Annotated in this window: 29 protein-coding genes and 1 riboswitch; of the genes, 10 read left to right on the top strand and 19 right to left on the bottom strand. The window is 43.7% G+C overall.

Annotated elements, in window-relative coordinates:
• Positions 1–12 precede the first annotated feature (12 nt).
• Positions 13–564, top strand: coding sequence for an SH3 domain-containing protein (locus FIS9605_RS0117085; RefSeq protein WP_026733690.1), 552 nt, complete (start codon positions 13–15; stop codon positions 562–564).
• A 64-nt stretch (positions 565–628) separates the two neighbouring features.
• Here FIS9605_RS0117085 and FIS9605_RS42745 read toward each other — a convergent pair whose 3' ends face one another.
• The gene (locus FIS9605_RS42745; protein WP_026733689.1) at positions 629–2,353 is read right to left on the bottom strand and encodes a hypothetical protein; all 1,725 of its coding nucleotides are present in this window, start codon (positions 2,351–2,353) and stop codon (positions 629–631) included.
• Between the two features lie 646 nt (positions 2,354–2,999).
• Here FIS9605_RS42745 and FIS9605_RS0117075 point away from each other — a divergent pair.
• The gene (locus FIS9605_RS0117075) at positions 3,000–3,185 is read left to right on the top strand and encodes a hypothetical protein (protein ID WP_026733688.1); all 186 of its coding nucleotides are present in this window, start codon (positions 3,000–3,002) and stop codon (positions 3,183–3,185) included.
• 110 nt (positions 3,186–3,295) lie between these two features.
• On the opposite strand, the gene FIS9605_RS44100 is transcribed toward FIS9605_RS0117075, so the two are convergent.
• Positions 3,296–3,457: a hypothetical protein gene (locus FIS9605_RS44100; protein WP_197036071.1), complete on the bottom strand. Its 162-nt coding sequence runs from the start codon at positions 3,455–3,457 to the stop codon at positions 3,296–3,298.
• A 7-nt stretch (positions 3,458–3,464) separates the two neighbouring features.
• Entirely contained in the window at positions 3,465–3,554 is a 90-nt protein-coding gene (petN, locus tag FIS9605_RS41065) for a cytochrome b6-f complex subunit PetN (protein ID WP_012408302.1), read from the bottom strand.
• Positions 3,555–3,836: 282 nt separating this feature from the next.
• On the opposite strand from petN, the gene FIS9605_RS0117065 reads away from it, so the two are divergent.
• The gene (locus FIS9605_RS0117065; protein ID WP_026733687.1) at positions 3,837–4,307 is read left to right on the top strand and encodes a hypothetical protein; all 471 of its coding nucleotides are present in this window, start codon (positions 3,837–3,839) and stop codon (positions 4,305–4,307) included.
• An 84-nt stretch (positions 4,308–4,391) separates the two neighbouring features.
• Positions 4,392–4,937: a 3'-5' exonuclease gene (locus FIS9605_RS0117060; RefSeq protein ID WP_026733686.1), complete on the top strand. Its 546-nt coding sequence runs from the start codon at positions 4,392–4,394 to the stop codon at positions 4,935–4,937.
• Between the two features lie 184 nt (positions 4,938–5,121).
• On the opposite strand, the gene FIS9605_RS0117055 is transcribed toward FIS9605_RS0117060, so the two are convergent.
• The 7 genes from FIS9605_RS0117055 to FIS9605_RS46630 all read right to left on the bottom strand — a co-directional run bounded on the left by FIS9605_RS0117055 (position 5,122) and on the right by FIS9605_RS46630 (position 9,238).
• Positions 5,122–5,607, bottom strand: coding sequence for an allophycocyanin (locus FIS9605_RS0117055; RefSeq protein ID WP_026733685.1), 486 nt, complete (start codon positions 5,605–5,607; stop codon positions 5,122–5,124).
• Positions 5,607–7,508: an ATP-dependent zinc metalloprotease FtsH gene (gene ftsH4 / locus FIS9605_RS37295; protein WP_051470046.1), complete on the bottom strand. Its 1,902-nt coding sequence runs from the start codon at positions 7,506–7,508 to the stop codon at positions 5,607–5,609. Before ftsH4 ends, FIS9605_RS0117055 begins: the two co-directional genes overlap by 1 nt.
• Positions 7,509–7,611: 103 nt before the next feature.
• On the bottom strand, positions 7,612–7,950 hold the full coding sequence (locus FIS9605_RS0117045; RefSeq protein ID WP_026733684.1) for a 2Fe-2S iron-sulfur cluster-binding protein: 339 nt from the start codon (positions 7,948–7,950) through the stop codon (positions 7,612–7,614).
• Between the two features lie 181 nt (positions 7,951–8,131).
• Positions 8,132–8,284: a hypothetical protein gene (locus FIS9605_RS44095; RefSeq protein ID WP_197036070.1), complete on the bottom strand. Its 153-nt coding sequence runs from the start codon at positions 8,282–8,284 to the stop codon at positions 8,132–8,134.
• Positions 8,285–8,405: 121 nt separating this feature from the next.
• A complete protein-coding gene (locus tag FIS9605_RS0117035) occupies positions 8,406–8,681 on the bottom strand; it encodes a hypothetical protein (protein ID WP_197036069.1) in 276 nt (91 codons plus the stop codon).
• A gap of 88 nt (positions 8,682–8,769) precedes the next feature.
• Complete coding sequence (locus FIS9605_RS37290) at positions 8,770–8,985, bottom strand: hypothetical protein (protein WP_051470045.1); 216 nt, start codon at positions 8,983–8,985, stop codon at positions 8,770–8,772.
• 127 nt (positions 8,986–9,112) lie between these two features.
• Positions 9,113–9,238, bottom strand: a complete 126-nt coding sequence (locus FIS9605_RS46630; RefSeq protein WP_082209793.1) for a hypothetical protein — start codon at positions 9,236–9,238, stop codon at positions 9,113–9,115.
• Positions 9,239–9,468: 230 nt separating this feature from the next.
• Between FIS9605_RS46630 and FIS9605_RS0117025 the strand changes: the two genes are divergently transcribed.
• Positions 9,469–10,794: an MFS transporter gene (locus FIS9605_RS0117025; protein WP_035139913.1), complete on the top strand. Its 1,326-nt coding sequence runs from the start codon at positions 9,469–9,471 to the stop codon at positions 10,792–10,794.
• An 11-nt stretch (positions 10,795–10,805) separates the two neighbouring features.
• On the opposite strand, the gene FIS9605_RS46130 is transcribed toward FIS9605_RS0117025, so the two are convergent.
• The 5 genes from FIS9605_RS46130 to FIS9605_RS0117005 all read right to left on the bottom strand — a co-directional run bounded on the left by FIS9605_RS46130 (position 10,806) and on the right by FIS9605_RS0117005 (position 13,627).
• Positions 10,806–10,940: a hypothetical protein gene (locus FIS9605_RS46130; RefSeq protein ID WP_269321051.1), complete on the bottom strand. Its 135-nt coding sequence runs from the start codon at positions 10,938–10,940 to the stop codon at positions 10,806–10,808.
• Positions 10,941–10,991: 51 nt separating this feature from the next.
• Positions 10,992–11,393: a fasciclin domain-containing protein gene (locus tag FIS9605_RS0117020; protein ID WP_026733681.1), complete on the bottom strand. Its 402-nt coding sequence runs from the start codon at positions 11,391–11,393 to the stop codon at positions 10,992–10,994.
• A 269-nt stretch (positions 11,394–11,662) separates the two neighbouring features.
• Positions 11,663–12,007 carry a pentapeptide repeat-containing protein gene (locus tag FIS9605_RS0117015; protein WP_231510388.1) on the bottom strand — a complete coding sequence of 115 codons (345 nt, stop codon included), beginning with the start codon at positions 12,005–12,007 and terminating at the stop codon, positions 11,663–11,665.
• Between the two features lie 84 nt (positions 12,008–12,091).
• Positions 12,092–13,051, bottom strand: a complete 960-nt coding sequence (locus tag FIS9605_RS0117010; RefSeq protein WP_026733679.1) for an orange carotenoid-binding protein — start codon at positions 13,049–13,051, stop codon at positions 12,092–12,094.
• A 99-nt stretch (positions 13,052–13,150) separates the two neighbouring features.
• A complete protein-coding gene (locus tag FIS9605_RS0117005) occupies positions 13,151–13,627 on the bottom strand; it encodes a response regulator (protein WP_026733678.1) in 477 nt (158 codons plus the stop codon).
• 928 nt (positions 13,628–14,555) lie between these two features.
• Here FIS9605_RS0117005 and FIS9605_RS0117000 point away from each other — a divergent pair.
• A complete protein-coding gene (locus FIS9605_RS0117000; RefSeq protein ID WP_026733677.1) occupies positions 14,556–16,868 on the top strand; it encodes an NACHT domain-containing protein in 2,313 nt (770 codons plus the stop codon).
• A 217-nt stretch (positions 16,869–17,085) separates the two neighbouring features.
• The gene (locus FIS9605_RS0116995; protein WP_026733676.1) at positions 17,086–17,448 is read left to right on the top strand and encodes a phospholipid-binding protein; all 363 of its coding nucleotides are present in this window, start codon (positions 17,086–17,088) and stop codon (positions 17,446–17,448) included.
• A gap of 724 nt (positions 17,449–18,172) precedes the next feature.
• On the opposite strand, the gene FIS9605_RS0116990 is transcribed toward FIS9605_RS0116995, so the two are convergent.
• Complete coding sequence (locus FIS9605_RS0116990; RefSeq protein ID WP_026733675.1) at positions 18,173–20,377, bottom strand: glycoside hydrolase family 65 protein; 2,205 nt, start codon at positions 20,375–20,377, stop codon at positions 18,173–18,175.
• Positions 20,378–21,647: 1,270 nt separating this feature from the next.
• Between FIS9605_RS0116990 and FIS9605_RS0116985 the strand changes: the two genes are divergently transcribed.
• The gene (locus tag FIS9605_RS0116985; protein ID WP_026733674.1) at positions 21,648–22,457 is read left to right on the top strand and encodes a phosphodiester glycosidase family protein; all 810 of its coding nucleotides are present in this window, start codon (positions 21,648–21,650) and stop codon (positions 22,455–22,457) included.
• A gap of 10 nt (positions 22,458–22,467) precedes the next feature.
• Here the strand turns inward: FIS9605_RS0116985 and FIS9605_RS0116980 are convergent, their stop codons facing one another.
• The 3 genes from FIS9605_RS0116980 to FIS9605_RS0116970 all read right to left on the bottom strand — a co-directional run bounded on the left by FIS9605_RS0116980 (position 22,468) and on the right by FIS9605_RS0116970 (position 24,416).
• Positions 22,468–23,028 carry a peroxiredoxin gene (locus FIS9605_RS0116980; protein ID WP_026733673.1) on the bottom strand — a complete coding sequence of 187 codons (561 nt, stop codon included), beginning with the start codon at positions 23,026–23,028 and terminating at the stop codon, positions 22,468–22,470.
• Positions 23,029–23,066: 38 nt separating this feature from the next.
• A complete protein-coding gene (sipA, locus tag FIS9605_RS0116975; RefSeq protein WP_026733672.1) occupies positions 23,067–23,312 on the bottom strand; it encodes a regulatory protein SipA in 246 nt (81 codons plus the stop codon).
• Between the two features lie 81 nt (positions 23,313–23,393).
• Positions 23,394–24,416 carry a sirohydrochlorin chelatase gene (locus tag FIS9605_RS0116970; protein ID WP_026733671.1) on the bottom strand — a complete coding sequence of 341 codons (1,023 nt, stop codon included), beginning with the start codon at positions 24,414–24,416 and terminating at the stop codon, positions 23,394–23,396.
• Positions 24,417–24,454: 38 nt separating this feature from the next.
• Positions 24,455–24,646, bottom strand: a riboswitch (cobalamin riboswitch).
• 428 nt (positions 24,647–25,074) lie between these two features.
• Here FIS9605_RS0116970 and FIS9605_RS0116965 point away from each other — a divergent pair.
• Together FIS9605_RS0116965 and crtA are read left to right on the top strand one after the other, a co-directional pair.
• Positions 25,075–25,830: a PEP-CTERM sorting domain-containing protein gene (locus FIS9605_RS0116965; RefSeq protein WP_197036068.1), complete on the top strand. Its 756-nt coding sequence runs from the start codon at positions 25,075–25,077 to the stop codon at positions 25,828–25,830.
• Positions 25,831–25,895: 65 nt separating this feature from the next.
• On the top strand, positions 25,896–26,750 hold the full coding sequence (gene crtA, locus FIS9605_RS0116960) for a cyanoexosortase A (RefSeq protein WP_026733669.1): 855 nt from the start codon (positions 25,896–25,898) through the stop codon (positions 26,748–26,750).
• Positions 26,751–26,814: the final 64 nt, after the last annotated feature.

Below are 26,814 nucleotides of genomic sequence, written 5' to 3'. Positions count from 1 at the left end.
GAAATTGTAAATATGTTGACTCAAATATTAAAATATACGCTTGGGATTTTATTGGCGATCGCTATTTTAATTGGTGGCGGAATTGCAACGGCACTTTATTTCATGAATCGAGTTTCCATGACCCCTCCCAAACCAATCTTTGCCAATGATAAACCTATAGCAAAAGTACAAGTTCAGCAATCTCCAAATCAAGCATCAAACACTACACCTAATTCTTCAACTGAAGCTTCTTTAGAAGAATCTACTTCATCAACTTCCAATACCACAGAAATATCAAAGAAAGAAGAATCACCAGCAGCATTGCCACCAGGAGCCTATGAAGCTCGTGTTACCTGGCAACAAGGCTTAACTTTACGGAAGGAACCTACACCAGAAGCAGAAAGCATTGGTGGAGTAGCTCATAATCAAAAAGTCATAGTTTTAGAAGAAAATAGTGATAAAACTTGGCAAAAAATTCGCTTAGAAAATAGCGATCAAGAAGGTTGGGTAAAAGCAGGAAATACCCAAAAAATTGACGCAGAAAATGATTCTCAATCAACAGAACAACCCGAACAACAACAGTAGAAAAAACTAGAGCGGCAAAGCTAGCTAGAGGAGCAAACCCTTTTCGCGGTTTCTCCTAACGGTGCTACGCTTTTAGTCGACGGCTGAGGCTGAACGCTACAGTCATCATGCCCATAACTGGGATGGCGGACACCGCGAGTAGGGGTGTGTTGTTCACTCTAGAGGTACTAGTGCTGTAGGTTACTACCACGTAGACCCGGTCAATTTTGATTTTCTTGCCGTTTGTGCCAGTGTTACGCACGACAAGTTTGAGGTCATTAGCCTTGGCAGGCGTGTTGATTGCCTGTGTCACATCCCAGTTCACAGTGCGCTCGTTCGACTCTCCAGACAGCACTGGCATGGATTGCTTCGCCACAATCGTGGGGGTTTTCAACGCTCCGACTCCAACCTCAAACTGAACGGAGTTGGATGATATTCCCTCTTCTTCATAGTGTTCTACGTAGACCTTTGCTGACTGGATAGTGGCATTTGTTGGTACATTCGGCTGGAACTGGAACGACCAGAATTGTCTGGATTCCAAGTCTAGTCTGTCATTATCGCTACTCTGTGCTAAGTAGACTTTCTGGTCGCCAACCAGTGTCTTTTGGTTCTTGGAATCCCAGCCGTCGGTGACTTTCAATGTAAGCGAAGTACCGCTGGGTGTGGGTGTTGGGGTTGGTGTCGGGGTTGGGGTTGGCGTTGGTGTGGGTGTCGGGGTTGGTGTGGACTGCTCAAAGATTTGCTGAATACCCTGGTCAGAGTTGAACATATCATTGGCACTATGTCCAACACCAGGCACAGTTACTTTCGTATGCTTATCCTGAATTGCTAAACCGTAATACTGCTGAATGTAATTGTAAAAAATAGTTCCTCGCTCAAAACGTTGTGTACCTTGGAGCATGGCGGGACAGTCTTTGTCCAAGCTGTCAGCGTTAGGATCGGTATCTTCCTCACCCAAGAGGTAGACAACCTGCCGTTGGGCATATTGCGATTTGATTTTGTCTACCCCGACATTTTGCATGTAGCTATTGAGTTTATTCAAACCGTATTTATAGTCGTTGTATTCCGGACAATTAGATGTTTCTTCGGCGGTTGGCACTGCAAACTGATCGAGTGTCCCTGTTACTCGCCGCTTTTCGTCCATGTAGAGATAGGAAGAGGGATTCGCTACGATATAGCGGGTCGGGATAACAGTTGACTCAACCATCGGTTCCTTACTACCAGCAGCAAAACGATTGGTGAATTGTCCACCCGCAGAGTGTCCAGCAATCACTATGTTTTGCAGATTGGGAAAGATGTTCCGGTCTGCTAGTTTTGCCATTATGTAATTGGTGGCATCGTAGGAACTGACCTGTGCTGGTCGCGGGTTACTTGAGGTAGACAACGATGGATCTCCCTCTTTCCAACCATTGTTCGTCCAAAAGGGAACATCGTTGCCAGGATTGCGAGCCTCGATATCTTCTTCTCGAAGGAATTGTGGAGCCAAGATAATGGTTTCGTTGAGCTTCCCAGCCTTGTTTGCAGCATCCTCCATGTACTTGTAATAATCATCGGCGTTCCTGTTTGTGCCATGAATTACGATTACAGCACGTCGTACAGTAACATCTGATTTGTCTATGGGTTTGTTGCTGCAATAGGGAAGTTTGAGGTTGCCTGTATTCAAAGTAATCCTGTTTGGACATACTACATCTACAGGATCGGCAGCCATAGCAGTGTCGGTATGTACCTCAAGGGTGATGATACTTGTCCCCAGTAGGAATACTGTCGCAGTCAACTTTTTAACGTGAAATCCGCCTTTCAATCTAACCATTATGTTCTCCTCACACTAAATAAAGAACAGTTCTGGTAGAGGCGTTCCCTGATGTGGTGAAATTGAAATTACTTTATTACTTGGATTCTTTTGTATTTGCTTGATTCATGTGGGTTACTAAAATTACCGTTCAACCTCTTGATGAGGTACATAAATAAGATAATGCGGGCAATATGCCCGCAATCATGGATTCTTTTGTTTTGTCAATACGGAAAAAGCTAAATTGTCAATCATTCTAAATTTTGCCACTACAAAAGTGACAAAACAGGAGTAAAAAAGTGACAAAATCAGGATATATACCGAATATCTATTAATGACAAATCGCTAAGGGACTTCTAAATAAAAATTAAACGTAAAATATTTTGTATTTTATACGGGCGGGCAGGATGCCTACCCCACAAGAGCTTTAATAATATTGTGGGGTGGGCTTCTAGCCCGCACTGTTTTTAGTTTATTTATGCCTTTCTAGTTATCACCTAATAATCAAGAAAATTGATATTCGTCGGCTTTAAATTTTATCTCAACATTAATAAAAGTAAAGCTTAATTGCGATATTTACCAAAAGGGAAAAAATCAAAAAACAGGGTGTTATTTTTGGTGAGGACATAACTCCTGGAATTGAGAAAATTCACTCTGGAAAATCAACATGTATAATCGCAATTCTCAAAACGATTTGCTGACTGCTGCAATTACTGCTGCCTTGGGTGCTGGTGTAGTTACATCCTTTGCTGTCAGCCAAGGACAACATCCTTTAGTAGGTTTGGCAATTACTGGTTTAGCAGTACTGTTTACATTAGCTTGCGATTATTACCAGAGGCAGTCCAAGCCTTAAGATTTTTTACTATTTGATTAGTTCGAGATTTTTATTTTTACAGCGACGCACATTAAAAAAGAATAGTAGAGACACTTGAAATAGCAGGTCTCTACTATTACCTAGATTTTTCATCGCCGCTTAGGACTTGTGCGTCGAAGTTCGCGTTTTTCTTGTTCTTGAAGGCGGCGATCGCGCCAATCTGCCAGCGTCAAATAAACAACTCCCCCGGTAACAACTACTAGTAGTACCAGGGCCACTAGTGCCAAAATACTCAGGAGTGGATTTTCCACGATACCTCTACAGTCCGTTACGACCCCAAACTACCATTGCAATTGACCAAGTGAAAACGACCAACAGCGAAACCCATCCCAGTGTCAAAATTTCCATAGTGGTAATTCTTAACTTCGATTTACAAGACAACTACAATATTTATGATACTGGGAATTGTCATTAGTCATTAGTCATTGGTCAAGAGTCAAGAGTTAGTAGTTAGTGGTTAGTAGTTAGTGGTTGGTCGTCTCCCCCTCTCCCACTCTCAAGAACTCTCCCACTCTCCCACTCTCAAGAACTCTCCCACTCTCAAGAACTCTCCCACTCTCCCACTCTCAAGAACTCTCCCACTCTCCCACTCTCAAGAACTCTCCCTTCCCCACTCTTGTTTGCTTGTGGATGAACAATACTTCAAATGATTTAATGGCAGAACGCCTAGAATCCCTAAAAGGCGGTATAATAGCAGGCTTTTGTCTATTTTTAGCTTTTCTGATTACTTATTTGTTCCATAGCCTGGTTTTAGTAAAGTATTTTCCAATACTCAGCAGCTTGCAAACGGAACCGCTAAATTGGTATTGGTGGTTGAGTTGTGCAATAGCAACTTTCTCTGGCTCTTTGTTTGGTGTCACTTATCGCTATATCATCCGCCAAGACAAAAACCCACAACTTCAAGCTGGTGGGGTATTAGCCTTTGGATTGATCCGAGGGTTAACTCAGGTGGATATCGGGGTTGCTTGTGCAGATACAATTGTGCCGTTTATCGTGCTGGGGTTGGAGAGCGTGTTGTGGTTTGCAATGGCTGCGATCGCTCTTAATTTGGCTATGCAAGTAGGTTGGCTTAAACCTTTTTCATCTAACTTTGATACATGAAGGACTCCGCACTTCAGATGTAAATTCCCTCTAAATATCTCAGATAAAATTTTATTAATTAATCTTTCCGATCAAAGACTATAAATGACTCAATATTTTCTGATAGTCGATGTGGAAGCTACTTGTTCTAACGACAACAGTATTCCTAGATATGAAACAGAAATCATTGAAATTGGTGCGGTGATGCTAAATGGCGACACGTGGATAATAGAATCTGAGTTTCAGCAATTTATTCGACCTGTGAGACATCCACACCTTACAAATTTTTGCACCCAATTGACTACCATTCGTCAAGAAGATGTGGATGCAGCCTCTACATTTCCAGATGTAATTTCTCGTTTTAAAGAATGGATTTATTCATTCCCCAATCACATTTTTTGTTCTTGGGGAGACTATGATAAAAATCAATTTATTAGAGACTGTAAGTTTCATAACGTTCCCTATCCTTTTAGCTCTGAGCATAGAAATATTAAAAAAGAATTTTCAGAATATTGTGGGATATCCCAAAAATTTGGCATGGCACAGGCTCTCCAACATTTGGGGATAGAATTACAAGGCACCCACCATCGCGGTATAGATGATGCTCGCAATATTGCAGCAATATTCCGACATATGAACACCCAAAAATAAGTTTCTTGCAGAAGCAACAATTTTTCATGTTTTTCTTCGAGCAAGTAATCAACTGCAATCAGTAAACTAAGGTCGAGTGGTTTGAGTCAACAGTCCTCAAACCCCATCTTCAGAATTTAGGCAAGACTATCGGTCATCTGGGTTGTGACGCGAAATCGCTCTCCAGGTGATTCCTGTTGTCTGCCTACTCGAGAGCACCGATTAGGTAGTCGAAGTAAGTGCCAACAACGAGCGCATCTTCTCCAGACAACATCGAGGTAGTGATGTTCTTCATGGCACGGACACTTTCGGCAACGGCGTCAATTGGGGTGCCGAGGGATCTGTACATTTGGCGAACACCAACAATCCCGATCTCTTCAATTGGCGTAGTATCTCCAGCCGCAACACTATAAGTGATCAAGCGCAGATAGTAATCCATATCCCGCAGGCAGGTGGCAGTCATCTCTTTGCCGTAGGCATTGCCACCTGGAGCAACAAGGCGTGGACTCTTTTGGAACAGTTGGTTTCCAGCTTGTTTAACAATGCGATCGCGGCTTTGAGTTAAAGTTTGCACAAGGCGTAGACGGCGCTCACTGCTCTTAACAAAGATCTTGATCTGGTCTAGTTCTCCAGGGGTGAGATAGCGAACCTCGGCATCTGCATTTACAATCATCTTCGTAATAATACTCATTAGTTAACTCCTGAAAGATTTAAATTAGGTTTATCTGAAACGGTTAAATTGTTTGCACTTTGAACCTGTGAGAGCAAACTGTGCAGTTTCTCACCCTCGATAACTTCTGTCTCTAAGAGTTGAGTGGCGATCGCCTCCAGCAAGTCTCGGTTGAGCTTGAGTGTATCCAAAGCTTGCTGATGAGCTGTTTCCACAATTTCCTTCACCTCACGATCAATTGCCTGTGCCGTTTCTTCACTCGCCATCCGGCGGGGATTGGGCGCACCATTGTCCAGAAACATGGCTTGCTGTCCTTGCTGGTAAGCCAGGGGACCTAAGATTTTACTCATCCCGTAGGTAGTCACCATCCGCTCTGCCAGATCCGTTGCCCGCTGCAAATCATTGGCTGCACCAGTAGTAATACTGTTAAACACAATTTCTTCCGCTGAGCGTCCACCGAGCAAGGTGGCAATCTGACCTCGGAGTTCTGCTTCGTCCATGAGGAACCGATCTTCTGTTGGCAGTTGCAGCGTGTAACCCAGTGCTGCCATACCCCGAGGGACGATAGAAATTTTCTCAACTCGACCACTCCCGCTCATCAGAGAACCGACCAGGGCATGGCCGACTTCGTGGTAAGCCACAATCTTCTTTTCCTTGTCGTTGAGGACACGGCTTTTCTTTTCCAGACCTGCCACCACCCGCTCGATCGCTTCAGCAAAATCTTCCTGGGCAACGTAGGAACGTTGATTGCGGGCTGCTAACAGAGCCGCTTCATTCACCAGGTTTGCCAGGTCTGCCCCGGCAAAACCAGGAGTACGAGTCGCGATCGCCTTAAGATTCACGTCCTCACCCAGCTTTACTTTCCGAGCATGGATTTTGAGAATTGCTTCTCGCCCTGACAACTCCGGGCGATCGACCAACACTTGACGGTCAAATCGACCAGGACGCAACAGAGCAGGGTCTAATACTTCAGGGCGATTTGTGGCTGCCAGCACAATCACTGTTGCATCTTCCACTGAAAACCCATCCATTTCTGCTAGCAACTGGTTGAGTGTCTGTTCCCGCTCATCATTGCCGCCGTAGAACCCACCACTGCTGCGAGACTTGCCGATCGCATCCAATTCATCAATGAACACGATGCAGGGAGCCTGTTTCTTCGCCTGCTCAAACAGATCGCGGACTCGTGAAGAACCCACACCAACAAAAAGTTCCACAAACTCAGAGCCAGAGATACTGAAGAACGGCACGCCTGCTTCCCCTGCCACCGCTTTAGCCAACAACGTTTTACCAGTCCCCGGTGGACCCACCAGCAGCACCCCCTTGGGAATCCGCGCCCCAATCAGGGTATAGCGCCCTGGAGTCTTGAGAAAATCCACAACCTCAACCAACTCAGTCTTGGCTTCCTCGACCCCAGCCACATCGGCAAAAGTAATTTTGGCAGATTCTCCCTCGACATAAACTTTGGCTTTGCTCTTACCAATCGAGAGAACACCTTGGGGTCCACCACCCCGTCTGATAAAAAACTGCCAGATTGCCACAAAAATCAAGGGTGGAATCACCCAGCCCAGAAGACTGGTAAACCAGGCATTCTTGGGCGGAGGAGCAGCGGCAAATTCAACACCCTTCTCTTCTAACAACTTGGGCAATCCCAAATCAAAGATGGGTGTAGTAGAGAACACTGGTCCAGCCTGGTCATCGACCGTTTTCAATTGAAATTGAATCTGGTTTTGACCAACTTGCACCCGCTCAACTTCCCCTGCCTGAACCTGATGGATGAACAGGCTATAGGGAACACCGGGAATCTGAGGATCTAAGACAAAAGGCAATATAAAATTTGCGATCAGGAACAAAGCTGTCAGCGCCAGAAAAATGTTACCGATCAGGCGGGAAGGAGTAGGAGTTGGTTTTTCTTTAATTGGCATCGCTATCACTTATTATTTAAAAGCTTTATTTATAGGTGTGGAAAACAGCAAAACATATTTAGCTGTCAATCCGCGTACCTATCTTCGATTTGGACGAACTGAACTAACCCTTCGGTGTCCAGACGGTTTGATTTCCTTGACCCCAAGCGCCATCAAATTTTGTCACTTTGACATCCCCTAAAACCTGAGTTTGGCAAGCTAGTCGGCGGTTCTGGGCGAGAGAATGGGGAGGCAGCGATCGCCGAGTGCGTTCGCGCCATTCAGGTTCCGAAACCGCCCCTTCCACCTGGACTGCACAAGTGCTACAAGTGCCGAGTCCGTGACAGTTGATCGCTGAAGCAGCCCCGTTGTAGAGTTCTATCCCATTCTGGAGCAGCACCTGACGTAAATTAGCCCCTTGAGCGCATTCAAAGGTTTTTCCTTGAGCCGTTATTTTAGGCATAAGAGTCGATCTCCACTGCTAGGATTTAGATATTCATTGGACTTATCCTTGATCGGTTTAGGAATGGGAATGAATTTAGAAATGACGTTCATGTTTCACCTTTGGTATATCCTGATCCATAGTGCCTTCTGTAACTCAATTAGGGTGAAAACTGTCAGTTCGATGTTGTACTAGCTATGTTTTAGGGTTCAATGTTTCGTTGCTCATTTGAACTCTTTACTATACGTGTTACAAGTCCATCATGTCTGTTGGGATCTTTCTTTTGCTTTTTAGTACCATCAGATTGCTTTTTGGGTTTTTTGGCTTCTCTGTTGCCTTTTTGCTGTTTTGACATAATGATTCTCCAATCGAAATTACTTTAATCTGATCTTTGATTTCTAAGTCATTGGCGTAGCAGCCCACCCGGACGCCTGTAGAGGCGAACGGGTGTTCACCCCTAACTTAAACCTATGCGCTTAGAAAGGTCGGAACAAGAAAGTCCAGAGGATACCTGCAATAGCGATCGCGATCAAGCTGAGGTTGTAAAAACGACCTACTGTGGGGCTAAGTCCAAGTGCCTTATCTTCTCTACCTCCAGTAAAAAACAGTGACCAGGCTTGAGTTGCGTTGATTTTCTCAAAGTGATTGAAACCGGGTCTGAAGACAACGGGACTGAACACAGAGGGACTAGTTAAGTCAACATCAGTGGGACTGAACAGAGAGGGATTAGTTAAGCCAACATTAGTTCTCATTGGTTTTATCCTTATATTTTGCAAAAGTGTTCAGGGTATCTAGTGAAGCTCAATTTCCTAGAAGCCTGTGTATACCTAGTCAGGACTACTAGAGCCAGGAGCGAAACAAAACCAAACCAATCATGGCTAAACGTCCATTGAGTTTTTCTGCATACTGAGTAAAGCCAAACCGAGGCTGATCCATCACGTACTTGTTGGGTTCGATGGCGTAGTTGTTCAGCCTACCGAATTCTTCAGTCACTAAATCGCTTTTGATAAGTTCTGCTTTTTTGTTTTGTGATGTTTTATAAATTAAATTTAACACTTTTATTACAAAACTGCAATGTTTATTGCCAAATAAAATAAATAATGATATTAAAAATCCTCGTTACTGCCCCTGTTTGACTCAACAGATGTAAAACACTAGCCTCGAATGAGAGAAGCAACTCCTCCTATAACTTTAAATCCGATAAATCCGAGAGAATTTTATTTTTTATCAGATATCGAAACGCATTGTCTTTCATCATCATTAACCGCGTTAATTGCATTAAATGTTCTGCCATCTGTTCTCGACTCATATGCTAAATGGCAACATTTGCTGAAAAAGTTGAAATTGCAACTGTGGGAAGCTCCGGCATAGGCCGGATGATGAGTCTTCTTTGCCCTTAAAAAAGCAAAGGTTGTAGTTGCAATCTCTCCCGAGGATGAAGCGTAGGGAACTGTACTACTGGTAAAAGAAACTAAGAGCGATAGTCTCTTCATCAAGATTGATGTGGTAGGAATTTAACCAATTGGTATTACTAAAAGAATGTTGACAACTGATAAAAAACATCATCCTGGCTTGTGGATATCAGTTTTGTATTTTGCTGAAGGCTTACCTTATACTGTTGTCAATTTAATGTCGGTGATTTTCTTCAAAGATGTTGGTGCAACTAATGAGTTTATTGGGTTGACAAGTTTTTTGTATCTTCCCTGGGTTTTAAAAGGATTTTGGGGGCTTTTGGTAGATATTTATTCAACTAAGCGATTTTGGATTTTAACTACAGAAATTATTTGTATCTTTCTCTTTTTTTTGCTGGCGTTGAGTGTACTTATATCGGATAGTCTGACTGTATCAATTATTATATTTGCCGCTATTGCTTTTGTTTCTGCTACTCATGACATTGCTATAGATGGATTTTACCTAAGTGCCCTTAGTAAAGAACAACAAGCATTATATGTTGGGGTTCAAACTACAGCATATAAAGTTGCTTGGCTTGCAGGTAATGGTGGATTAGTTTTCTTGGCTGGCTACTTTGCAAATCAATATATAGTAGGAACAACTGAGACTAATATAAGAGTCTTCAGAGATATTAACTTTTCACTTTTCGATTTAGCTATTAAATTTCATCCTCTGAGGATGGGATGGTCATTAGCATTTATTTTGGCTGGAATAATACTTCTACTAATTTATATTTTCCAACTTTGGTATCTTCCACATCTCGAATCTAATTTGCTTGAGTACAACAAAGATACTTATAAAAATCAATTCTTTCATGTATTCAAAAAATATTTTTCTCAATATCGGATTGCCTGGATTTTTACATACATAATAACCTTCCGGCTTGGTGATGCATTTATGTTAAAAATGACACCGCCTTTTTTAATGGATAAATTTGGCAAAGGAGGTTTAGGAATCTCCACTGCTGAAGTGGGATATTTATATGGCATAGTTGGAATAGTATTCCTTTTGATTGGAGGAATAATTGGTGGTTATTTGATTGCGAAACAAGGACTAAAAAAATGGCTTTTACCGACCGCAATTTTACAAAATTCTGCGATTTTAATCTATTGGATCTTAGCTGTATATAAACCAAGCATTACCTGGGTATATTTTGTAAATGCGTTTGAGCAGTTTTCTTATGGAATTGGCGTATCGGCATATACCGTTTTTTTAATGAGTAATGTTAATCCTGAATATAAAACATCCCATTACGCTATTACTACGGCATTGATGGCAACTGGTATATTTATTCCAGGGCTTTTCAGTGGTTATATAGAGACACGGGTAGGCTATGAGTACTATTTTCTGTTGAGCTTTTTTGTCTCTGTGCCAGGTTTGATTACAATTTTCTTTCTACCATTAGAAGATTAAGAAGATAGAGCCTAAGTTGGCAATTCCAGCAAATAGAATGAACACAGCAATCCACGTTTCAGCCACAAGTGTGGTAGCAAGAGGGAGGGCGATCGCGCTAATGCCCAAACAATGACGAGGGTGTAGGCGGTGTCATGTGGCAGCAACCACCTATAGTCGCTGCCCCACAGATAGCAAATGCTATCTATGGGGAAAGCTTACGCAGGCATCAACACTGTGTCGATGATGTGGATAACACCATTATCAGCATCAACATCTGGTGTTGTGACTGTGGCATTATTTATCTTGACACCATCAGAAGCGTCAATTTTCACATTTTCACCTTCAACCGTTTTAGCTGACTTCATCTTCATCACATCAGCCGCCATCACTTTGCCGGAAACAACGTGATAGGTAAGGATTTTCTTGAGCTTTGGAATGTCCTTAAGCAGTGCGTCTACTGTACCTTTGGGAAGCTTAGCAAACGCCTCATCGTTAGGCGCGAAAAGGGTGAATGGACCCTTTCCTTTAAGAGTATCTACTAGACCAGCAGCCTTGACCGCAGTAACTAGCGTATTGAAAGAACCAGCCTTAACAGCAGTATCAACAATATCAGCCATTTAATTTCACCTAGTTTTCTGTAATCTGCTAACTCTTGTTAGCATGACACCTCGCTGTTAGAAATCATGTTTTAGAAGCGTTTGAAAATGTATAAAATGTATGATTTAGACTAAAAACATTCAAATCGTCAGATAATTATCATGTCCGGTTAAACACTTATGAAAAAAATACCCCTCCCCGATGTCAAGGGGAGGATGTCGTCAACACAAATGCGGTGCTGTTGAATCAACAGCACCGCCCTTACTAAGTGCAGAATTTTTGTCAGGTGTTAGCTAAAGAAATAATTGGCAGACTCTAAGCAATCACTGTGCGTTCTTCCATCAGGCATTTTTGCCCCCTTCAGATTAGCGCCGCTGAGATTGGCTCCTCTAAGTCCAGCCCAGTTTAAATTAGCATTGCTTAAATCTGAGTTGCTCAAGTCTGCGTTGCTCAAATGCGCCCCACTCAAATCTACACCACTCAAATTTGCTTTAGCTAGGCTTATCCCTCTCCAGTCTGCCTGTCTAAAATTTCTTTCTCCGGCCGCATATCGTCTCAAAACTTCATTGGCATCCATATTGGTTGCCTCGCAACGTGTAGCGTTGTCGCTGTTAATGTATTTATTATAACTCACAAACTATTGCTCTAATATTACAAATTTACTAGAGCGATCGCTAGGCAATGTTTCAAATTTGTGAGTCAACCTCAGGAAGCTCTTCTACCTGATAAAACCCAAGTTCAGCAGTTCCTGGGGAGATGCCAGCAAATCGATCGCCACAAAGAAAATCTTGCCTTGCGGATTGAGCAAGAACCGCCATGCTAGATTTATGCCAACACTGTCACCAAACCAGGGAGTTTGGACTTTACCCGTCACTTTAATCTGGGTGAACCCTCCTTCTGCTGCCTCAGACATTCCCCGCTCAGGAATCAGCTTGAGTCCGTAGCATTCTTCACGCATATATGCGAGGATCGACTCATGACCCACAATCGGTTCCTCGAAAGGCGGTTGCAGGGCACTGTCTTCAGCAAATAAAGCCACAGCCCCCTGGAAGTCAAAGGCGTTCATATTCTCCATGTAGCTCAGGACTGTCAAGTTGTCGATGCCCTCAATGCTGACCTTAGCTCGGGGTGCGATATCTTTAGGTGGAACCACAGGTTCTTTGACTTTTTGAGCGCTAACCGTTGGAGCATACCCCATGTTGACGACAATATTTTGTAATACGGTGAGTTGCTGACCCCCTTCAAGTTGACGGATGGCTTGGAGGACATCTGATGCCTGCGTAGAAAGTTTATAACCTTCTGGAATCGGAGCAACGATTCCTTGTTTCATCCACTCGCCTAACTGATACCAGAAGCCCAACTTGACATTCGTGCCGAAAGATGAATATGTACGGCAGATGGGAGTATCAGTATGGTTAACCAGATCGCACATAACTTGTGTTTGCTCTCCAGCAGACATCTGCTTGATTTGAGTCAGGGTTTTTTCTGCGAAGACCATATTGGCTGCCCCCATAGCAGCGGGAGTGATTGTAACTCCCATCTCAGTGTAGGCAAACCAAAGTAAAGCCAACTGATCCTCAGCACTGAGTTGATTGCATGATTCAACGGTAGCTGGAACCGCATCAGCAACTTGAGTGTCAGGAAAAATGGAGCGTGCAGACTCGATAGTAAACGACATAATTAAAATCTCCAGAATAAAATTACATTGATTTGTTGATAGTGTTTCAAAAATGGTGATGCTAACTTGGAAATGCCCAATATCACTGCTTTTCAAAACTTAGGCTGCCACCTCTAGGACATTACCCAAAATCCGTTGAGCGATCGCATATGAGGACTGTTGGCAAATCGCTAAACAGGCAAGCACAGCAAGGAACTCATCAAAATCCAGGGGTTTGGTGAATAACAGGTCAAACCCAGTACATAGAGTACGTTGATACATATTTTCATGGGCATAGCCTGTCACAGCAATGGCTAGCACCACTTCCCCTCGCTCTCCCGCTTTGGTTCTCACTTGTTGAATCAGGGCATAGCCATCTTCCTTTGGCAAGGCAATGTCACTCACGAGGACATCAGGTTGCCATTGCCTAAATATCTCTAGAGCTTGCTGGACTGAAAACGCTTTTTGCACCTCAACACCATCGGGTTGTAGCAGCAGCGCGATCAAATCGCAGAAATCGACATTATCGTCTACAACGAGTACTCGCAGCCCTTGGAGGGATGAAAGATTAGTAGGAAATTCATTATTTGTATACATTGCAACTCCAATTGGGATTTCAGAACTAGTACTAAAAACCCTTAGCAGAGGATCTAATAGAGCGATCGCATAGATGGCAATTTGACCACTGCATCACTTCACTTCTCCGGCGGACTGCATTGCTCGCTTCAAACTGTAGTAACCTGCAATCAATAGTTAACGTTTAACATTCAACTGCATAAGCTCTGTTAGCATTCCTCTACAGCATGACAAGGTGCTGTTTCATTTCTGGGTTTATTAGGTTTATTTGGTTAAGTTACGATACAAAAAGTAAGGAAAGTGTCGAGTTAAATTCTTTTAATTGACGCCCGTCCGTCTATACGGCGGGGTAGTTCATCTCACCTAAAATATCTATTTTATGTTCTTGTCTTGATAACATATGCGAGCTTTTGAATCAGGTTCGGAAATAGCTCGGAAATAGCAATGATTACTATAAAAAAACTTTGTTTGAAATATCTGTAATATTGCGACCTTCTGGTTATCTACTGTCGTTGCTCTAAAGAGCTAACCAGTGTTCATAGAGAAGCCTTGAATCTGTACTCCTCTAGCATGACATATGAATGCTTGAGATTAAGTCTTGGCAAAGGTTAGAGATGTATAAAATGATTGATAATGTTTGACTTCGTTACAAAAAATTTAACAAACTTAATGATGCCTCAATACACTTGTCATTGAGAGCCGTTAACTCATACATAGAAGCCCAGAACTCAATCTTCATAGGGTCTTTACAGAATTAATCCCACACGTGTACCTGGAATTCACAGTATGAAGAACTTTTGGATTGGTTTCATTTCGATTTACTGAAAGTCGATCTCTGACTTTTGTATGATTTAAATTGAGCATATTTTCATATCATAAGAAAAGATATAAAATCTATAGTGTTAATAAAAATTTACGTTCTAAGTTTTCATTATGAGTTTTTTGGCTTATGGTTAAGCGATCGCTCCAGGCATCACTTACCGGGATTCAACAGGCTAAAAGAGCGTTTGCCCGCAAGGGGTGGACTCAGGAAAATTTGGCTTTTGAAGTCAACTTAAAGACTCGACAACCGATTTGGCGGTTTTTTTCTGGGCGTCCAGTTGAGCGTCATATTTTTCTGGAAATTTGTTCTGTATTGGAACTGAATTGGCGGGAGATTGCTGCCGACCCCCCGTCCCAATTCTCCGATCCCGTCGAAGTTGCCCAAGCTCCTGCTCTAGATATTGATATTTTGGTGCAACAGGTGCGATCGCAACGCCAAGACAAAATTCAAGACCAGTGCGGTATCTTGCAGTTATTAGATATCAGTCATCCCGTTGCGATCGATGACATATATATTGATGTCAATATTCTGGAAGACATCTCCAGCCAACAGTGGTTAGATATCTCTAACCTGCAAAACCTTAATCCAGAGGAGTTTGACCGCTTTGGCTTAGGTGAGGTTGAGCAGAAACAAATACCGGGTATGGAGGCAGTCGAAACCTACTCCAAGCTCAGGGTGCTGGGTAAACCAGGGGTAGGTAAAACCACCTTTTTGCAACATCTCGCTATTCAGTGTAACCAAGGCGCATTTGCAGCAAACCAAGTTCCTGTTTTCATCGTACTGAGGAATTTTGCCGAAGAATCACGGGGACGCGGCGAATTCAGCCTATTAAACTACATCCGCCAAGAATTTATCACGTCTGGAATTTCAGACCCGTCAATCATTGAAACTTTGCTTGGTGCAGGCAGAGTTTTGCTGTTGCTTGATGGCATGGATGAAGTTCTTAACCAAGAGAGTAATGCTGTCTTAAGAGAAATTCGCAGATTTTCGGACAAGTATCACAAAAATCGGTTTGTGGCGACCTGTCGAACGGCAGCTCAAAAGCTCACCCTCCGAGGCTTTACCGACGTTGAGATTGCCCCGTTTACCCACGAACAAATCCGAGCCTTCGCTCGAAAATGGTTTGTGGCATTCACCAAGACAAACACTCAAAATGGGCAGGCACAGTCTGTTCAGTTTATTCAAAAGCTGGACTTACCTGAAAACTGGCAATTTCGCCAACTTGTCATCACACCCCTATTTCTGCATCTTGCCTGCTGGGTGTTCCACGGTCAGGAAAAATTTCCAACTAAGCGGACTGAGTTTTATAAGCAAGGGCTAGATCTTCTTCTGGGCAAATGGGATGAAGCTAGAGGCGTTGAACGGGATGATGTTTATCGGGGGTTTTTACTACCACAAAAGCTCAAGTTGTTGAGTCAGATTGCGGCGGCAACGTTTGAAGAGGGTCAGTACTTCTTTGAGCAACGCGTTATTGAGCAATACATTGGTGACTATATTCGTAATCTACCTGAGATGCCAACGGAGCCAGAGGAACTGCAACTAGAAAGTGAAGCGGTGCTGAAGGCGATCGAGGCGCAACATGGGCTACTGACAGAACGGGCACGGGGAATTTTCTCCTTCTCCTATCTGGCGTTTCAAGAATACTTCACGGCGAGAAAAATCGTTGCCAGCCATAACCTACAAGCATTGGAGCAAGCATTGGGAGGATTAGTCAGTCACATCACTGACCCTCACTGGCGCGAAATCTTCTTGTTGACAGCTGCCATGCTCCGGAGTGCTGACGGGCTGATGCAGTTGATGAAGCAACACATTGATGCACTTGTCGCCCAAGACCCTTACCTACAAGAGTTTTTGACCTGGGCAAGCCAAAAATCTCGTACTACTCCGTCGCAACCAAAGGTTGCGACGGGCCGAGCATTTTACCTTGCCCTTGCCCGGACTCCTCACATGGCTTCTGACTTTGCCCTAGCCTGCACCCTCGACCAGGGGATGTTTCTGGATGCGGCGTTAGATGACCTACTGCTGGAGTGTGCGATTGACCGAAGCCAGGACTTTGCCTATGGTCATGCCTGTGGAGATGCTCTCTCGAACATTCTGGGTATTGTTCTGGATGCAGGTCTTCATAAATCCCTACAACAACTCAGGGATCAATTGCCGAATCCTAATCAAAACCGACAACTGTTTCAGGTATGGTGGCAGGTACACTCTTCAGCTTGGGTTGAACAATTAAAAACGACGATCGTTAATTATCGTAATATTAACCACCATTGGCAGTTTAGCCAACAGCAACAGCAAGTGCTGCAACGCTATTACGATGCTAATCAGCTACTACTCGATTGTCTGAATAGCAATTGTGAGGTGACAGCTGCTATCAGGCAGGAAATTGAAGCAACCTTATTATTGCCGACTAAGGAACTTGAGGACAGGGAATGGCAATAGAACTGAGGTTAATTCCTCAAATAGGGTTGTGTTGCAAATATTTGTTAAGAGAAGAAAAACTCTTTAAAAAATGCTTGGGGATGAGAAGGGCGATCGCTAATTTTTCATCCGGTAGTAGGAGTCTTTCTAACTAAAAATCAGGTTATGGACAGATGTAGCTCCTATGGTCTGCTTTTAATATTACAGATGGTTATTAGCCTTATAGGAGAAAAAGTTTATGGGTTGGTTAAAAAGACTGTTTGGACTAGAAAAACCTCAAAATGCTCAAGTAAATCCTGCTCCCCAGCAAGTACAGCAACAACAGGCTGCTGCACCTGCTGCTACTCAACAAATTCCCCCTGAGCGTATGGGATTGAATGGGGAATATGACGAAAGCGGTTTAGCAAAGCGTGTAGCGCTTGCATTTGACCAAGATCAGCAGCTGGATGATGTCGATACTCTCTGGGTTGCTCAAACTGGCAGCACTGTTGTGTTAAAAGGTAAAGTTCCCAATCAAAATATTCTTAACAAAATGGTTTCTGTAGCCCGAGGTGTTAATGGAGCTGCTGCTGTCGATACCAGTCAAGTAACCATTGGCTAAGCTGTAAAGCTTTTAATTTTCCCATTTAGACAGATGGGGTGATGGGGAGAAGATTTGATGACACTTTTCCCCAAATTTAAAAGGGTGCATGTTATGAAGTTTACGAAGTAGGCTTTTTAGCCTTCAACATAAAAAGCGTTCCTAATTAGCAGGAACGCTTGAGAGAATATTTAGATTGACTCATTAGAGTAGTAATAGTAATACTACCCCGCTCGGAACGCCGCTCCACGCTTGAGGGTACTCTTTACTGAGGACTGGGTACTGGGTATTGGGTATTGGGTACTGGGTTGGTAATACGTTAGTATTGGGTTTTTCCTAGTCCCCCTTCGGGTACTCTACGAGAAGCCCTACTCTGCCTTGAGCCGCGCTGCGCGCGTCTACGGGTACTCTGCCTTGAGCCGCGCTGCGCGCGTCTACGCAGTCGTACCCTTCGGGAAGCCCTTCGGGTTCGCCAGTCCCCCATCGTGACGGAGACCGCCAAGACGGGGGCTGGTCTCACCGCGCTGCGCGCGTCTACATGGGGGAAACCCCCAAGACCGCGCTGCTCACCGCCCTGACGGGCGTCTACGCCACTTTCCCCTATAGGCAGAAGCCAAGACGGGAAGTGGTCTCACCAGTCCCAAGTCCCTAGTACCCAATACCAAAATTTGTCTGTGGGTAAAGCAGAATTCCATAATTTTTAGGCGTGAAAACCCAATCCCCAATCCCTAATCCCCAGTCCCTTTCACTTTGTCAAATCAAACTCATAGGACTGATTGCGCCATTTCAACCGAAACTTCAGACGTGTCCAGCTGGGTGGGAGATTTGGACAAGCAATGGGCCCAAATTGAGTCATGCGTACGCCGCCAAATCCAAAGATCGCAGATTGCCAAACTCCACCTGCACTAGCGGCGTGAATGCCTTCATGGGCGTTACGCCGCACATCTGCTAAATCTACCATTGCCGCCCGCGTAAAATGAGTGTAGGCTTCAGCTGGTTGATTGATGTCGCAAGCTAAGATGGCGTGAACTGCTGGCCCAAGCGAAGAACCATAGGTATGATCGGTGCGGGGGCTGTAATAGTCCCAGTTGGTTTGCAAGGTTTTGCTATCAAAGCGATCGCGCAGCAAGTACATTAGCATCAACACATCTGGCTGCTTGAGAATCTGCTTTTGGCTGGTGGCTTCTACTCCCAACAGTCCTTGCATGGATTTGGTGCGCGGTTCGTAATCAGCAAAGTTGACATATTCTAAGTTATAGAAGCCTTCAAACTGTTCAATCAAACCAGTTTCTACATCGTGATTGATATAGAGACGGTTGGAGATATCAGCCCAAAGTTCCAGTTGTTGTGGCTCTAAGTTAAGTTTTTCTGCCAGTTGTGTTGCTTCATCGGGATAGGACTTTTCCAGCCAATCTAATAGCGCTAAAGCAGTTTGCAAATGCCACTGCACCAATAAATTAGTGAAAGCATTATTATCTACGCGATCGTGATTTTCATCCGGGCCAATCACATCACGGATGTCGTAACAATGACGTTGGTTATTCCACTCTACACGGCTTTCCCAGAACACCGCCGTATCTAGAATTATTTCCGCGCCATAGTCGCGCATCCATTCATCATCACCGGTTGTCTGCCAGTATTGCCAAGCACCGTAAGCTACGTCAGTGTTGATATGCACTTCAATATCACCGCACCAGATGCGGACTTGTTTACCGTTAGGATCGCTTACCCAACGAGGAGTCACCTCATCACCAGTGCTAGCACTCTCCCAAGCATAAAAAGCTCCCTTGTATCCCATTTCCTGGGCTTTGCGCCGCGCCCCACGTAGAGTGTGGTAGCGGTAGTTGAGCAAGTTACGTGCTAATGCTGGTTGAGTGTGAATCAGCAAAGGCAGGATGAAAATTTCCGTGTCCCAAAAGATATGTCCGCTATAAGCAAAGCCAGAAAGGGTTTTGGGAGGAATGCTGACGCGATCGTCGTAACGCGGCGCAACGGCAAGCAATTGAAAGAGATTGTAGCGGACGCTCAACTGCGCGAGGCGATCGCCTTCAATAATCACATCACTTTCTTGCCATACCCCATCCCATGCAGCAATGTGCGCCGCTAGCAAGGTTGAATAGCTAGGTGCAGCAACTAGCCGAATCATGGCTGCTTCCGCAGGAGTTGGTGTTTCCCTGGAAGTGTAGAGAGTAATAATCTTTTCGAGACTGACAGCTTTGCCGGGTTCAACTTGCAAAGTGGTGACAAGTTTGGGGCTGTGATGTTCTAGCTGATGCACGCGCACGGGTGCTACTTCTTCACCTTCTACAATCAGCTTAGCTGCCATCCCCAATTCGATTGCAGAATGCAGAGTTTGGCTGTGCAGCCAGATAATATTATCTAAGCCACCTTGTTTGACTGTTTTCCAGTGTTTGACACCTTGGGTGTGCGGTTCGGGATGAAATTCAACTTCTACCTCAATATCACCCTCAAAATCTACAGATGTAACCTGACACCTGATCGCCAAAAAATGTTGACTTGCTAGACTGGCAAACCGCTCAAAGTGAAATTCTAAAGTGTGCCCTGCGGGACTGCGCCACCGTACTTCCCGGCTGACTATACCCAGACGCATATCGAGGCGACGTTCGTAGTTAAGGATTTCGCCACTGTCCATGCGGAAGCGTTCCCCAGCTACCTTCACTACAAACGGCAGCCAGTTGGGACAGTTAACTAATTCTGTAGTGGCGATCGCAACGTCATCATAAACCCCATGAATCATCGTTGCCGAACTATCGTTGGGATACCCCTCTTCAAATGAACCTCGCGTTCCCAAATACCCGTTGCTGAGGGTAAAGACTGTTTCTTGATGATGTAGCCTAGTGGGGTCAAACTCTGTTTCAATAATGTTCCAATCAGTAGAGTCAATTAGTTGCTGATGTACTTGGGAAGTTTCAATGGTCAAGTCTAGCATGACAGATACAACCTATAATCTGGTGGCTTAGCTTTAGGCAGAATGCTATACAATGGTGAACAATAATGAGGGGACAAATAAGCTCTTCACTACCTACCCCCGTTGTCTAGACTTCTATTCAGCCCAAACAGGAAACAGTGACGTTCAGTTTAAAGGCGGCGTTCCCGTTTTCATCCTTCTATAGAAAGATTTTCGTACTTTATTTTATAAAAAAATTCTAAAGAAGGAAAAAAGATAGCATTATATACATTCGACATGTAACTGCACAGAACTATAACTTATTTAATCAAGTGTTGTAACATCAATTTCTGATTAAAAGCGCCTTGTATGCATATCCTTTATATGCTTTTAATACTATTAGTGTTGAATATATCAAATTATGTTTGACTGATATTAAGTAAAATTTTATACCAATATAAGTTTATAAATAAGGTGTGCGCAATCGCAAAACGTGTTGTATCAACGTGTGAACGCTTGAATCGTCGAAGCAGACCGATAGATTGTTATGACATCCAGGTCATGAATTGTGGGTAATTAAGTATGCTATGGCACTTTGCGATCGCTGATAATTCATAGCACGTAAACACGTTACTGTATTAAATAATACACATAAAGTCTATCGATTTATTCTAGCCGTGGGAATGCTTTACTATCCAACTCACCAGTTGTCACTACACCAAATGCTGTCGTTAGATCTCAACACAATGAAATTGATACTATGTCCAAACCCGTATACTGCCATCCCAACCGTGTACAATGACGCAATACACCAACGCTTAAATCATCAGGCGATCGCAACTAGCCCTTTGGTGGTGCAATCCTAAAAAATAAGTTTTCTTCGTGTCTTGGTGTCTTTGTGGTGAAAAAATAAATTTTATTTAACCACCCTACTCTGCGAGAAGCCCTCCGGGTTCACCAGTCGCTCATGGGGGACTCGGGGCCCCCACGACCGACAGGGAGTGGGGATTGGGGGAGAACCCCCTTTGGAGCGCGCTGGTTCACCGCTGCGCGTCTACGGGTACTCTACCTTGAGCCGCCCACAAGGGGCGTCTACGCCAGTCCCCCCTAAAAGCACCAAGCCCTTCGGGTTCGCCACTTTCCCCTATAGGCAGAAGCCAAGACGGGAAGTGGTCTCACTCCTGAGGGGGCTGGTCTCACCAAGACACTAAGACACCAAGTCGAATCAGGAAAAATCAGGCAATGAAAGCAGATTTTTCACCCACCTTGAAAAGGCTGGGCGATCGCAACCCTAAATATAATAAATATTTCAGTGAAGTCGCAAAAATTACTATTAGGTATCGTCACGGCTGTAATTTCCATCTCCCACAGCTATACAGCGCAGGCACTATCAATCCCTTCTGGCTTTCAGCCAATTCTTGAAGATACTGGCGTACAAGTATACAAAAAAGATGATACAAACGGAAAGTTAGAATATGTCACCGTTGTCAATACTGCCAAAGCGACGATAGAAAACTTAATCGGTGCAGTAGATAGCACTCCTAATGACCGAGTCAGCAAAAAAACGCTCAGCAATTTTTGGCAAGATGCCGTTAACCAAAACACATCATCCCGCAAAGCAAAAGTTGTTGTGAATGGTGCGTTTTTTTCGACCCGCGATAACCCAACGGGAATTGCTTTTGGCTTGAAAGTGCATGGAAATTTGATTACCTACGGCTACGCTATAGGTAAAGAATACCCTGGTCAGATTCGCACATTTGCCTTTAATCCTTTACTAGGAAGTGCAAATATTCAGGCATATATCCAACAGACATTCAACCGTTTCCCTGAAGTTATCGGCCTATTGGATACAGGTGCAAATAAATCTGCTAGTAAATATTTACCGCGAACCTTTGTTGGTGTTCGAGATGATAACAGTGATGGTGTGAAAGAAACAGTACTTTTATATTCAAGTAACTATGCTCGTCAAATTGACGCATCTCAAGTTCTCAGAAGCTTTGGTGCTAGTGCCCAAGCCATGCTAGATGGTGGTGGTAGCACTGGACTAATTGTGGATGGCAAATCTTTTATTTCCACAAATCGTCCAGTACCACATGCGATCGCAGTTTATGCTGGTAAGTAACAGCTAAAAGTTATGAGGCGGTAGCTTGTTGCAATTCCTCTAGTCGGGCTAGCACTTCTTGGCTATGGATAGCTGGATTAACTTTCACAAAAGTCTCCCGCAACATTCCCTGTGGATCGATGATAAACGTATGGCGCATAGAAACAAAGCTCAGCCAAGAACCGTAGGCTTTACTCACTGCGCCCGTTGTATCCGCCAACAGAGGAAATTTTAGCCCCTCCGAATCACAGAATTCGGCGTGAGAATCAACATCGTCAGCACTAACACCAATTACTTGCGCGTTTTTTTCTATATATTTAGGCAAGTCTTGCTGAAAGCGACGAGCTTCTATAGTGCAACCAGGAGTGAAGTCTTTTGGGTAAAAGTAAAGGACTACCCACTGACCGCGATAATCAGAGAGGGAAATTTTGCCATCACCAGAGTTGGTGGACAAAGTAAACTCTGGTGCGGGTTGATTGACAAAGGGAAGTTTGCCACCCAGCGCATTCGCTGCTGGGGCAAAATTCAACCAACCGATCAGCGCAAAACAGCTAGCGAATAATATGCTTAAAAAATTGCGACGGGAAATCATTATGCAGACCAGAATAATCACTTAACATAAGTTTACAATTACTGGCTGCTATTCTCAGCTTGGGGAGATTCTATGCTGTCGATGTATTGGCTTTCCATGAGAAAGGCTCCCCTAGCAAAGCGGACACCCCAGTATCCTCCGGGACGGCGATCAAGTACCACACCCTCTTCACCAATGCGAATCACATCGGGAGGACGCAGCATAGGCATAGGATCGGCGGTTTTAACGTAGGGCGGTAGGGCGACAACGCGGACTTTGCTACCGATGGAAAATTCTTTGGACATAACAAAAAATTATGAATTATGAATGATGAATTATGAAACTCTTTTATCATTCATCATTCATAATTCATAATTCATCATTTCTTAGGGTGCTTGCCAAATTTTTTGATGGTACTGCTCTATATCTGCATATGGGTCTACAGGCGGGTGGGAGTGGTCGTGATTGTGATGATCGTGATGGTGGTGGTCATGAGAATGATTGTGTCCGTGGTGATTTGATATGGCAGCGAGGCGGAATTTACACATTTCACAATTCATCTGCACTTGTCCCAGTTGGGTTTCGATTTCTCGCTCTCTGAGTACAGAAAATAGCTGGGGATGCAGTCCCATTTCTGGCAAACAGGTCATGGAAATTTCTGGATATTGTTCCTGCTGTTGGGCAGTGATGTTAAAGATTTTTTTCACTAAAGCGCCAGTAAACAGGAAGTATGGTAGGACAATAATGCGTTTTGGTTGGTATAAACGGGCGCGACGGAAACCTTCTTCTAGTCTGGGGTGAGTAATGCCGATAAAGCAGGTTTCGACAGTTGAGTAGCCGCTACCTTCCCAAAGAATACGAGCGAGTTTGTAAACATCACCATTAGCATCGGGATCGCTGGAACCACGACCGACAAACAACAGAACTGTGTCAGCACGAGAGATTTGCAGGGGGTTATTTTCTGGTTTGTCGAGTTCTGCTAAACGCGATCGCCACAATTCGATAATACCGGGGGTAATTCCAAAATGCCGCCCGTAATGAAACTTCAACTGCGGATACTTAGCCTTAGCGCGGTCAAGCTCATTCGTAACATCAAACTTATTATGCCGTGCGGCAAATAGCAGCACTGGTAAGACAGAGAATTCTGTGTAGCCTTGTTCTACACACTGGTCGATACCTTCTTGAATTGTCGGGCCAGTCAATTCCAGAAAACAAGGTACGACTGGACGCGATCGATCTAAAGTTTGATAAATCGCAGCAAAATCTAATAAAGCCTGCCTTCCATCTGCATCCCTAGTGCCATGACCAATCATCAACACAGGACGCTTAATTGGCAATGGTGGCAATTCTAGAGTTTCGACGCTTGGGTATTCTGGTTGGTTCAGATTTGTTGTGTCAAAAATAAGCATTCTCAGTTAAAGCTCCTTTCCCGTGCAACGCAGGAAATAGAGTGAGTTAGTAACACATAGGCGTTCTGGCTTAGGCAATTTTAGATTTTGGATTTTGGATTAATGCCAATCTAAAATCTAGAATCTAAAATCTAAAATCCCTTTACAGCTGCGGCACAGCCCCGGACTTACACCGGTGTTTCCCTATTTTGTTACGGTTCACAGTTGCCTTGTTATCTTAACTGAATCTTGCCCAGTTCCAAAATGCGGGGGGAGGGGGTGAAGGTATACAGTGACTTAGTTATTTGCCATCACGGACAGATTGTTGTTGTATTAACTGTCTTAACTGGCTGGCTTAACTAGCTTATCTGACGTTGCAACTAGTAACAGAAAGATGAAAAACTCAACAATAGCAGTGTAACAATATCGTCTACGAACTATAGAATTTGCAGTTACCCTTAGGCAGGTATCTGTAAGGATAAGAAATAGACTATCTCAGACTTAGAATTCCTTGCATCCAAAGTAAGGAAAGTTTCAGTGCGAGCAAGTTGCAAGATGACCTTAGAGCCGCACAGTTCATATTTAAATTAACACCACCTATTTTTTTATCGCACTGACAACCTACGATGCTTGCCTTGCAGTTATTCCTGCAATCACGCCCATCAAAGGTATAAAATTTATGAAATTCACAATGAAGCTACTAACAAACACAACTGTAGCTGCAACTGTTTTGACAGCGGGGTTTGTCGCCACAGATCAAACTCTAGCTGCTTCTGCCACCTTTAAAGATGTCAATGCGGCAACATTAGAGTTATTCGATGAATCAGGAAAGTTAGTCGGAAGTGGAGGATTTACATACAAACCCTTTTCAGGAAGTTTTGTACAGTTGAGACCCGGTGTTGTTTACGAAAATCCTCAAGACCCAATCCTGTCATCGAATGTGACGCGTCGCTTTACACCACCCGAGGAATATTCTCTTGTTAACAGCTTCTCAGTAGATTTGCTGTTGGATGGTTTTGAATTTCAAATCCCTAGTCCCACATCTACAGTTTTTGAACTGAATGAAACTGGTCAGAGCATTGTAGGAGCATTCGTCTATTTTTGGAAACCTACAAATTTTGCAATGTCTCCACCAGGCCCGACAGATGTGCTTTTGAGTGTGTTGGGAGGAGATCCTCGGTCTCCCTTATTGGGGACTCGAAACAATTGGGACGGATGCTTACCCAGATGTGGAGTTAGTCAGAGGGATCTTTTCAGTATCGATTCAGATGGAACTTGGGGTTTCTTGGGTTTTCCTGTAAGTGGACAAGGCCCTGTAAGTGGTAGAGGCAGATGGAAAGCAACAGCAGTTCCTGAACCCACAACTATTGGAGGAACTTTGCTGTTAGTTGCCGGCTTGATTGCAAGGAAGCGCAAAAAGCAGTCAGCAAAATGATTACTAAATCATTCCAGTTCTAAGTTGGCAAGCTAATCCTGCTCATTGCTCATTCCGTCTTCCATATGAAAGCTAACCGCTTAATTGAAATTAAACCACTAAAAAATATCCAGTTCTGGCTCTTAGGAATAGGAGCCGGTTTAACTGCGATTATCTTAACTCTTTCCTGGAAATCTGGAGATATTGCCCATGTAGGAATGAGTATAGTGTTTTTGTTAGCCGTCGTTTCTTTACTTGAAGACAAACGCGACCAACTAACTTTAGAAAGTGGAATTTTTCCCAGCATTTTAGGTGGATTATTGATTGGTAATCTGCTTTGGCAAAGTGCTAATTTTCATCATGTTAATTCACCTGAAATTTTTATTCGCGTCTCACCATTGATTTCTGCTCTAGGTCTTGGTTTGCTAGCTTCTGGTTTCAAAGGATTAAAACAATATTCGCAAGAACTCACTATATTGTTTTTTTTAGGTATTCCGAAGTTAGTGCTATCATCTCTGTTTGATATTTCTCCCTTGACGGCTAAATTTTCGGCTTTCCTGCTTTGGTACTGCGGTGTTGATGTGTCCCTACAAGGAGTTTTCTTAAATTTACCAACAGGAAGTGTCAAGGTTTATGAGGGCTGTTCAGGCATTGAATCTGTCTGCTATCTTTTAGGCATCGCTGTAATTTGTTTGCTGATGTTTCCAACTAAACGAAAACAGAGAGTTTTAGTAATATTCGTGGCTGTGGCATTGGGATTCATTATCAATGGGATACGCGTTGCTCTGCTAGCTGTGATGGTACTAAAAGTTAACTACCCAGCATTTATTTACTGGCATGAAGGCGATGGTTCCTTGATATTTGGAATGATTGAAGTGTTGGCATTTGTTTTGTTTTACTTTTTACTGCACCAACAACAGGAACAAAAAAATCAAGATTAATGACTCTGTGGAAAAAATTGCGAATTCCGTTTTTGGCTGTAATCTTGGGTAGCATTATGCTCAT

It is taken from the genome of Fischerella sp. PCC 9605 (assembly GCF_000517105.1).
Lineage (GTDB): Bacteria > Cyanobacteriota > Cyanobacteriia > Cyanobacteriales > Nostocaceae > PCC9605.
This window is presented reverse-complemented; position numbering and strand designations above follow the sequence as displayed.

Coding starts and splice junctions, on each gene's coding strand:
- FIS9605_RS0117085 (WP_026733690.1), top strand. CDS start 13: ATGTTGACTCAAATATTAAAATATACGCTTGGGATTTTATTGGCGATC.
- FIS9605_RS42745 (WP_026733689.1), bottom strand. CDS start 2,353: ATGGTTAGATTGAAAGGCGGATTTCACGTTAAAAAGTTGACTGCGACA.
- FIS9605_RS0117075 (WP_026733688.1), top strand. CDS start 3,000: ATGTATAATCGCAATTCTCAAAACGATTTGCTGACTGCTGCAATTACT.
- petN (WP_012408302.1), bottom strand. CDS start 3,554: ATGGAAATTTTGACACTGGGATGGGTTTCGCTGTTGGTCGTTTTCACT.
- FIS9605_RS0117065 (WP_026733687.1), top strand. CDS start 3,837: ATGAACAATACTTCAAATGATTTAATGGCAGAACGCCTAGAATCCCTA.
- FIS9605_RS0117060 (WP_026733686.1), top strand. CDS start 4,392: ATGACTCAATATTTTCTGATAGTCGATGTGGAAGCTACTTGTTCTAAC.
- FIS9605_RS0117055 (WP_026733685.1), bottom strand. CDS start 5,607: ATGAGTATTATTACGAAGATGATTGTAAATGCAGATGCCGAGGTTCGC.
- ftsH4 (WP_051470046.1), bottom strand. CDS start 7,508: ATGCCAATTAAAGAAAAACCAACTCCTACTCCTTCCCGCCTGATCGGT.
- FIS9605_RS0117045 (WP_026733684.1), bottom strand. CDS start 7,950: ATGCCTAAAATAACGGCTCAAGGAAAAACCTTTGAATGCGCTCAAGGG.
- FIS9605_RS44095 (WP_197036070.1), bottom strand. CDS start 8,284: ATGTCAAAACAGCAAAAAGGCAACAGAGAAGCCAAAAAACCCAAAAAG.
- FIS9605_RS0117035 (WP_197036069.1), bottom strand. CDS start 8,681: ATGAGAACTAATGTTGGCTTAACTAATCCCTCTCTGTTCAGTCCCACT.
- FIS9605_RS46630 (WP_082209793.1), bottom strand. CDS start 9,238: ATGAGTCGAGAACAGATGGCAGAACATTTAATGCAATTAACGCGGTTA.
- FIS9605_RS0117025 (WP_035139913.1), top strand. CDS start 9,469: ATGTTGACAACTGATAAAAAACATCATCCTGGCTTGTGGATATCAGTT.
- FIS9605_RS0117020 (WP_026733681.1), bottom strand. CDS start 11,393: ATGGCTGATATTGTTGATACTGCTGTTAAGGCTGGTTCTTTCAATACG.
- FIS9605_RS0117010 (WP_026733679.1), bottom strand. CDS start 13,051: ATGTCGTTTACTATCGAGTCTGCACGCTCCATTTTTCCTGACACTCAA.
- FIS9605_RS0117005 (WP_026733678.1), bottom strand. CDS start 13,627: ATGTATACAAATAATGAATTTCCTACTAATCTTTCATCCCTCCAAGGG.
- FIS9605_RS0117000 (WP_026733677.1), top strand. CDS start 14,556: ATGGTTAAGCGATCGCTCCAGGCATCACTTACCGGGATTCAACAGGCT.
- FIS9605_RS0116995 (WP_026733676.1), top strand. CDS start 17,086: ATGGGTTGGTTAAAAAGACTGTTTGGACTAGAAAAACCTCAAAATGCT.
- FIS9605_RS0116990 (WP_026733675.1), bottom strand. CDS start 20,377: ATGCTAGACTTGACCATTGAAACTTCCCAAGTACATCAGCAACTAATT.
- FIS9605_RS0116980 (WP_026733673.1), bottom strand. CDS start 23,028: ATGATTTCCCGTCGCAATTTTTTAAGCATATTATTCGCTAGCTGTTTT.
- sipA (WP_026733672.1), bottom strand. CDS start 23,312: ATGTCCAAAGAATTTTCCATCGGTAGCAAAGTCCGCGTTGTCGCCCTA.
- FIS9605_RS0116970 (WP_026733671.1), bottom strand. CDS start 24,416: ATGCTTATTTTTGACACAACAAATCTGAACCAACCAGAATACCCAAGC.
- FIS9605_RS0116965 (WP_197036068.1), top strand. CDS start 25,075: ATGAAATTCACAATGAAGCTACTAACAAACACAACTGTAGCTGCAACT.
- crtA (WP_026733669.1), top strand. CDS start 25,896: ATGAAAGCTAACCGCTTAATTGAAATTAAACCACTAAAAAATATCCAG.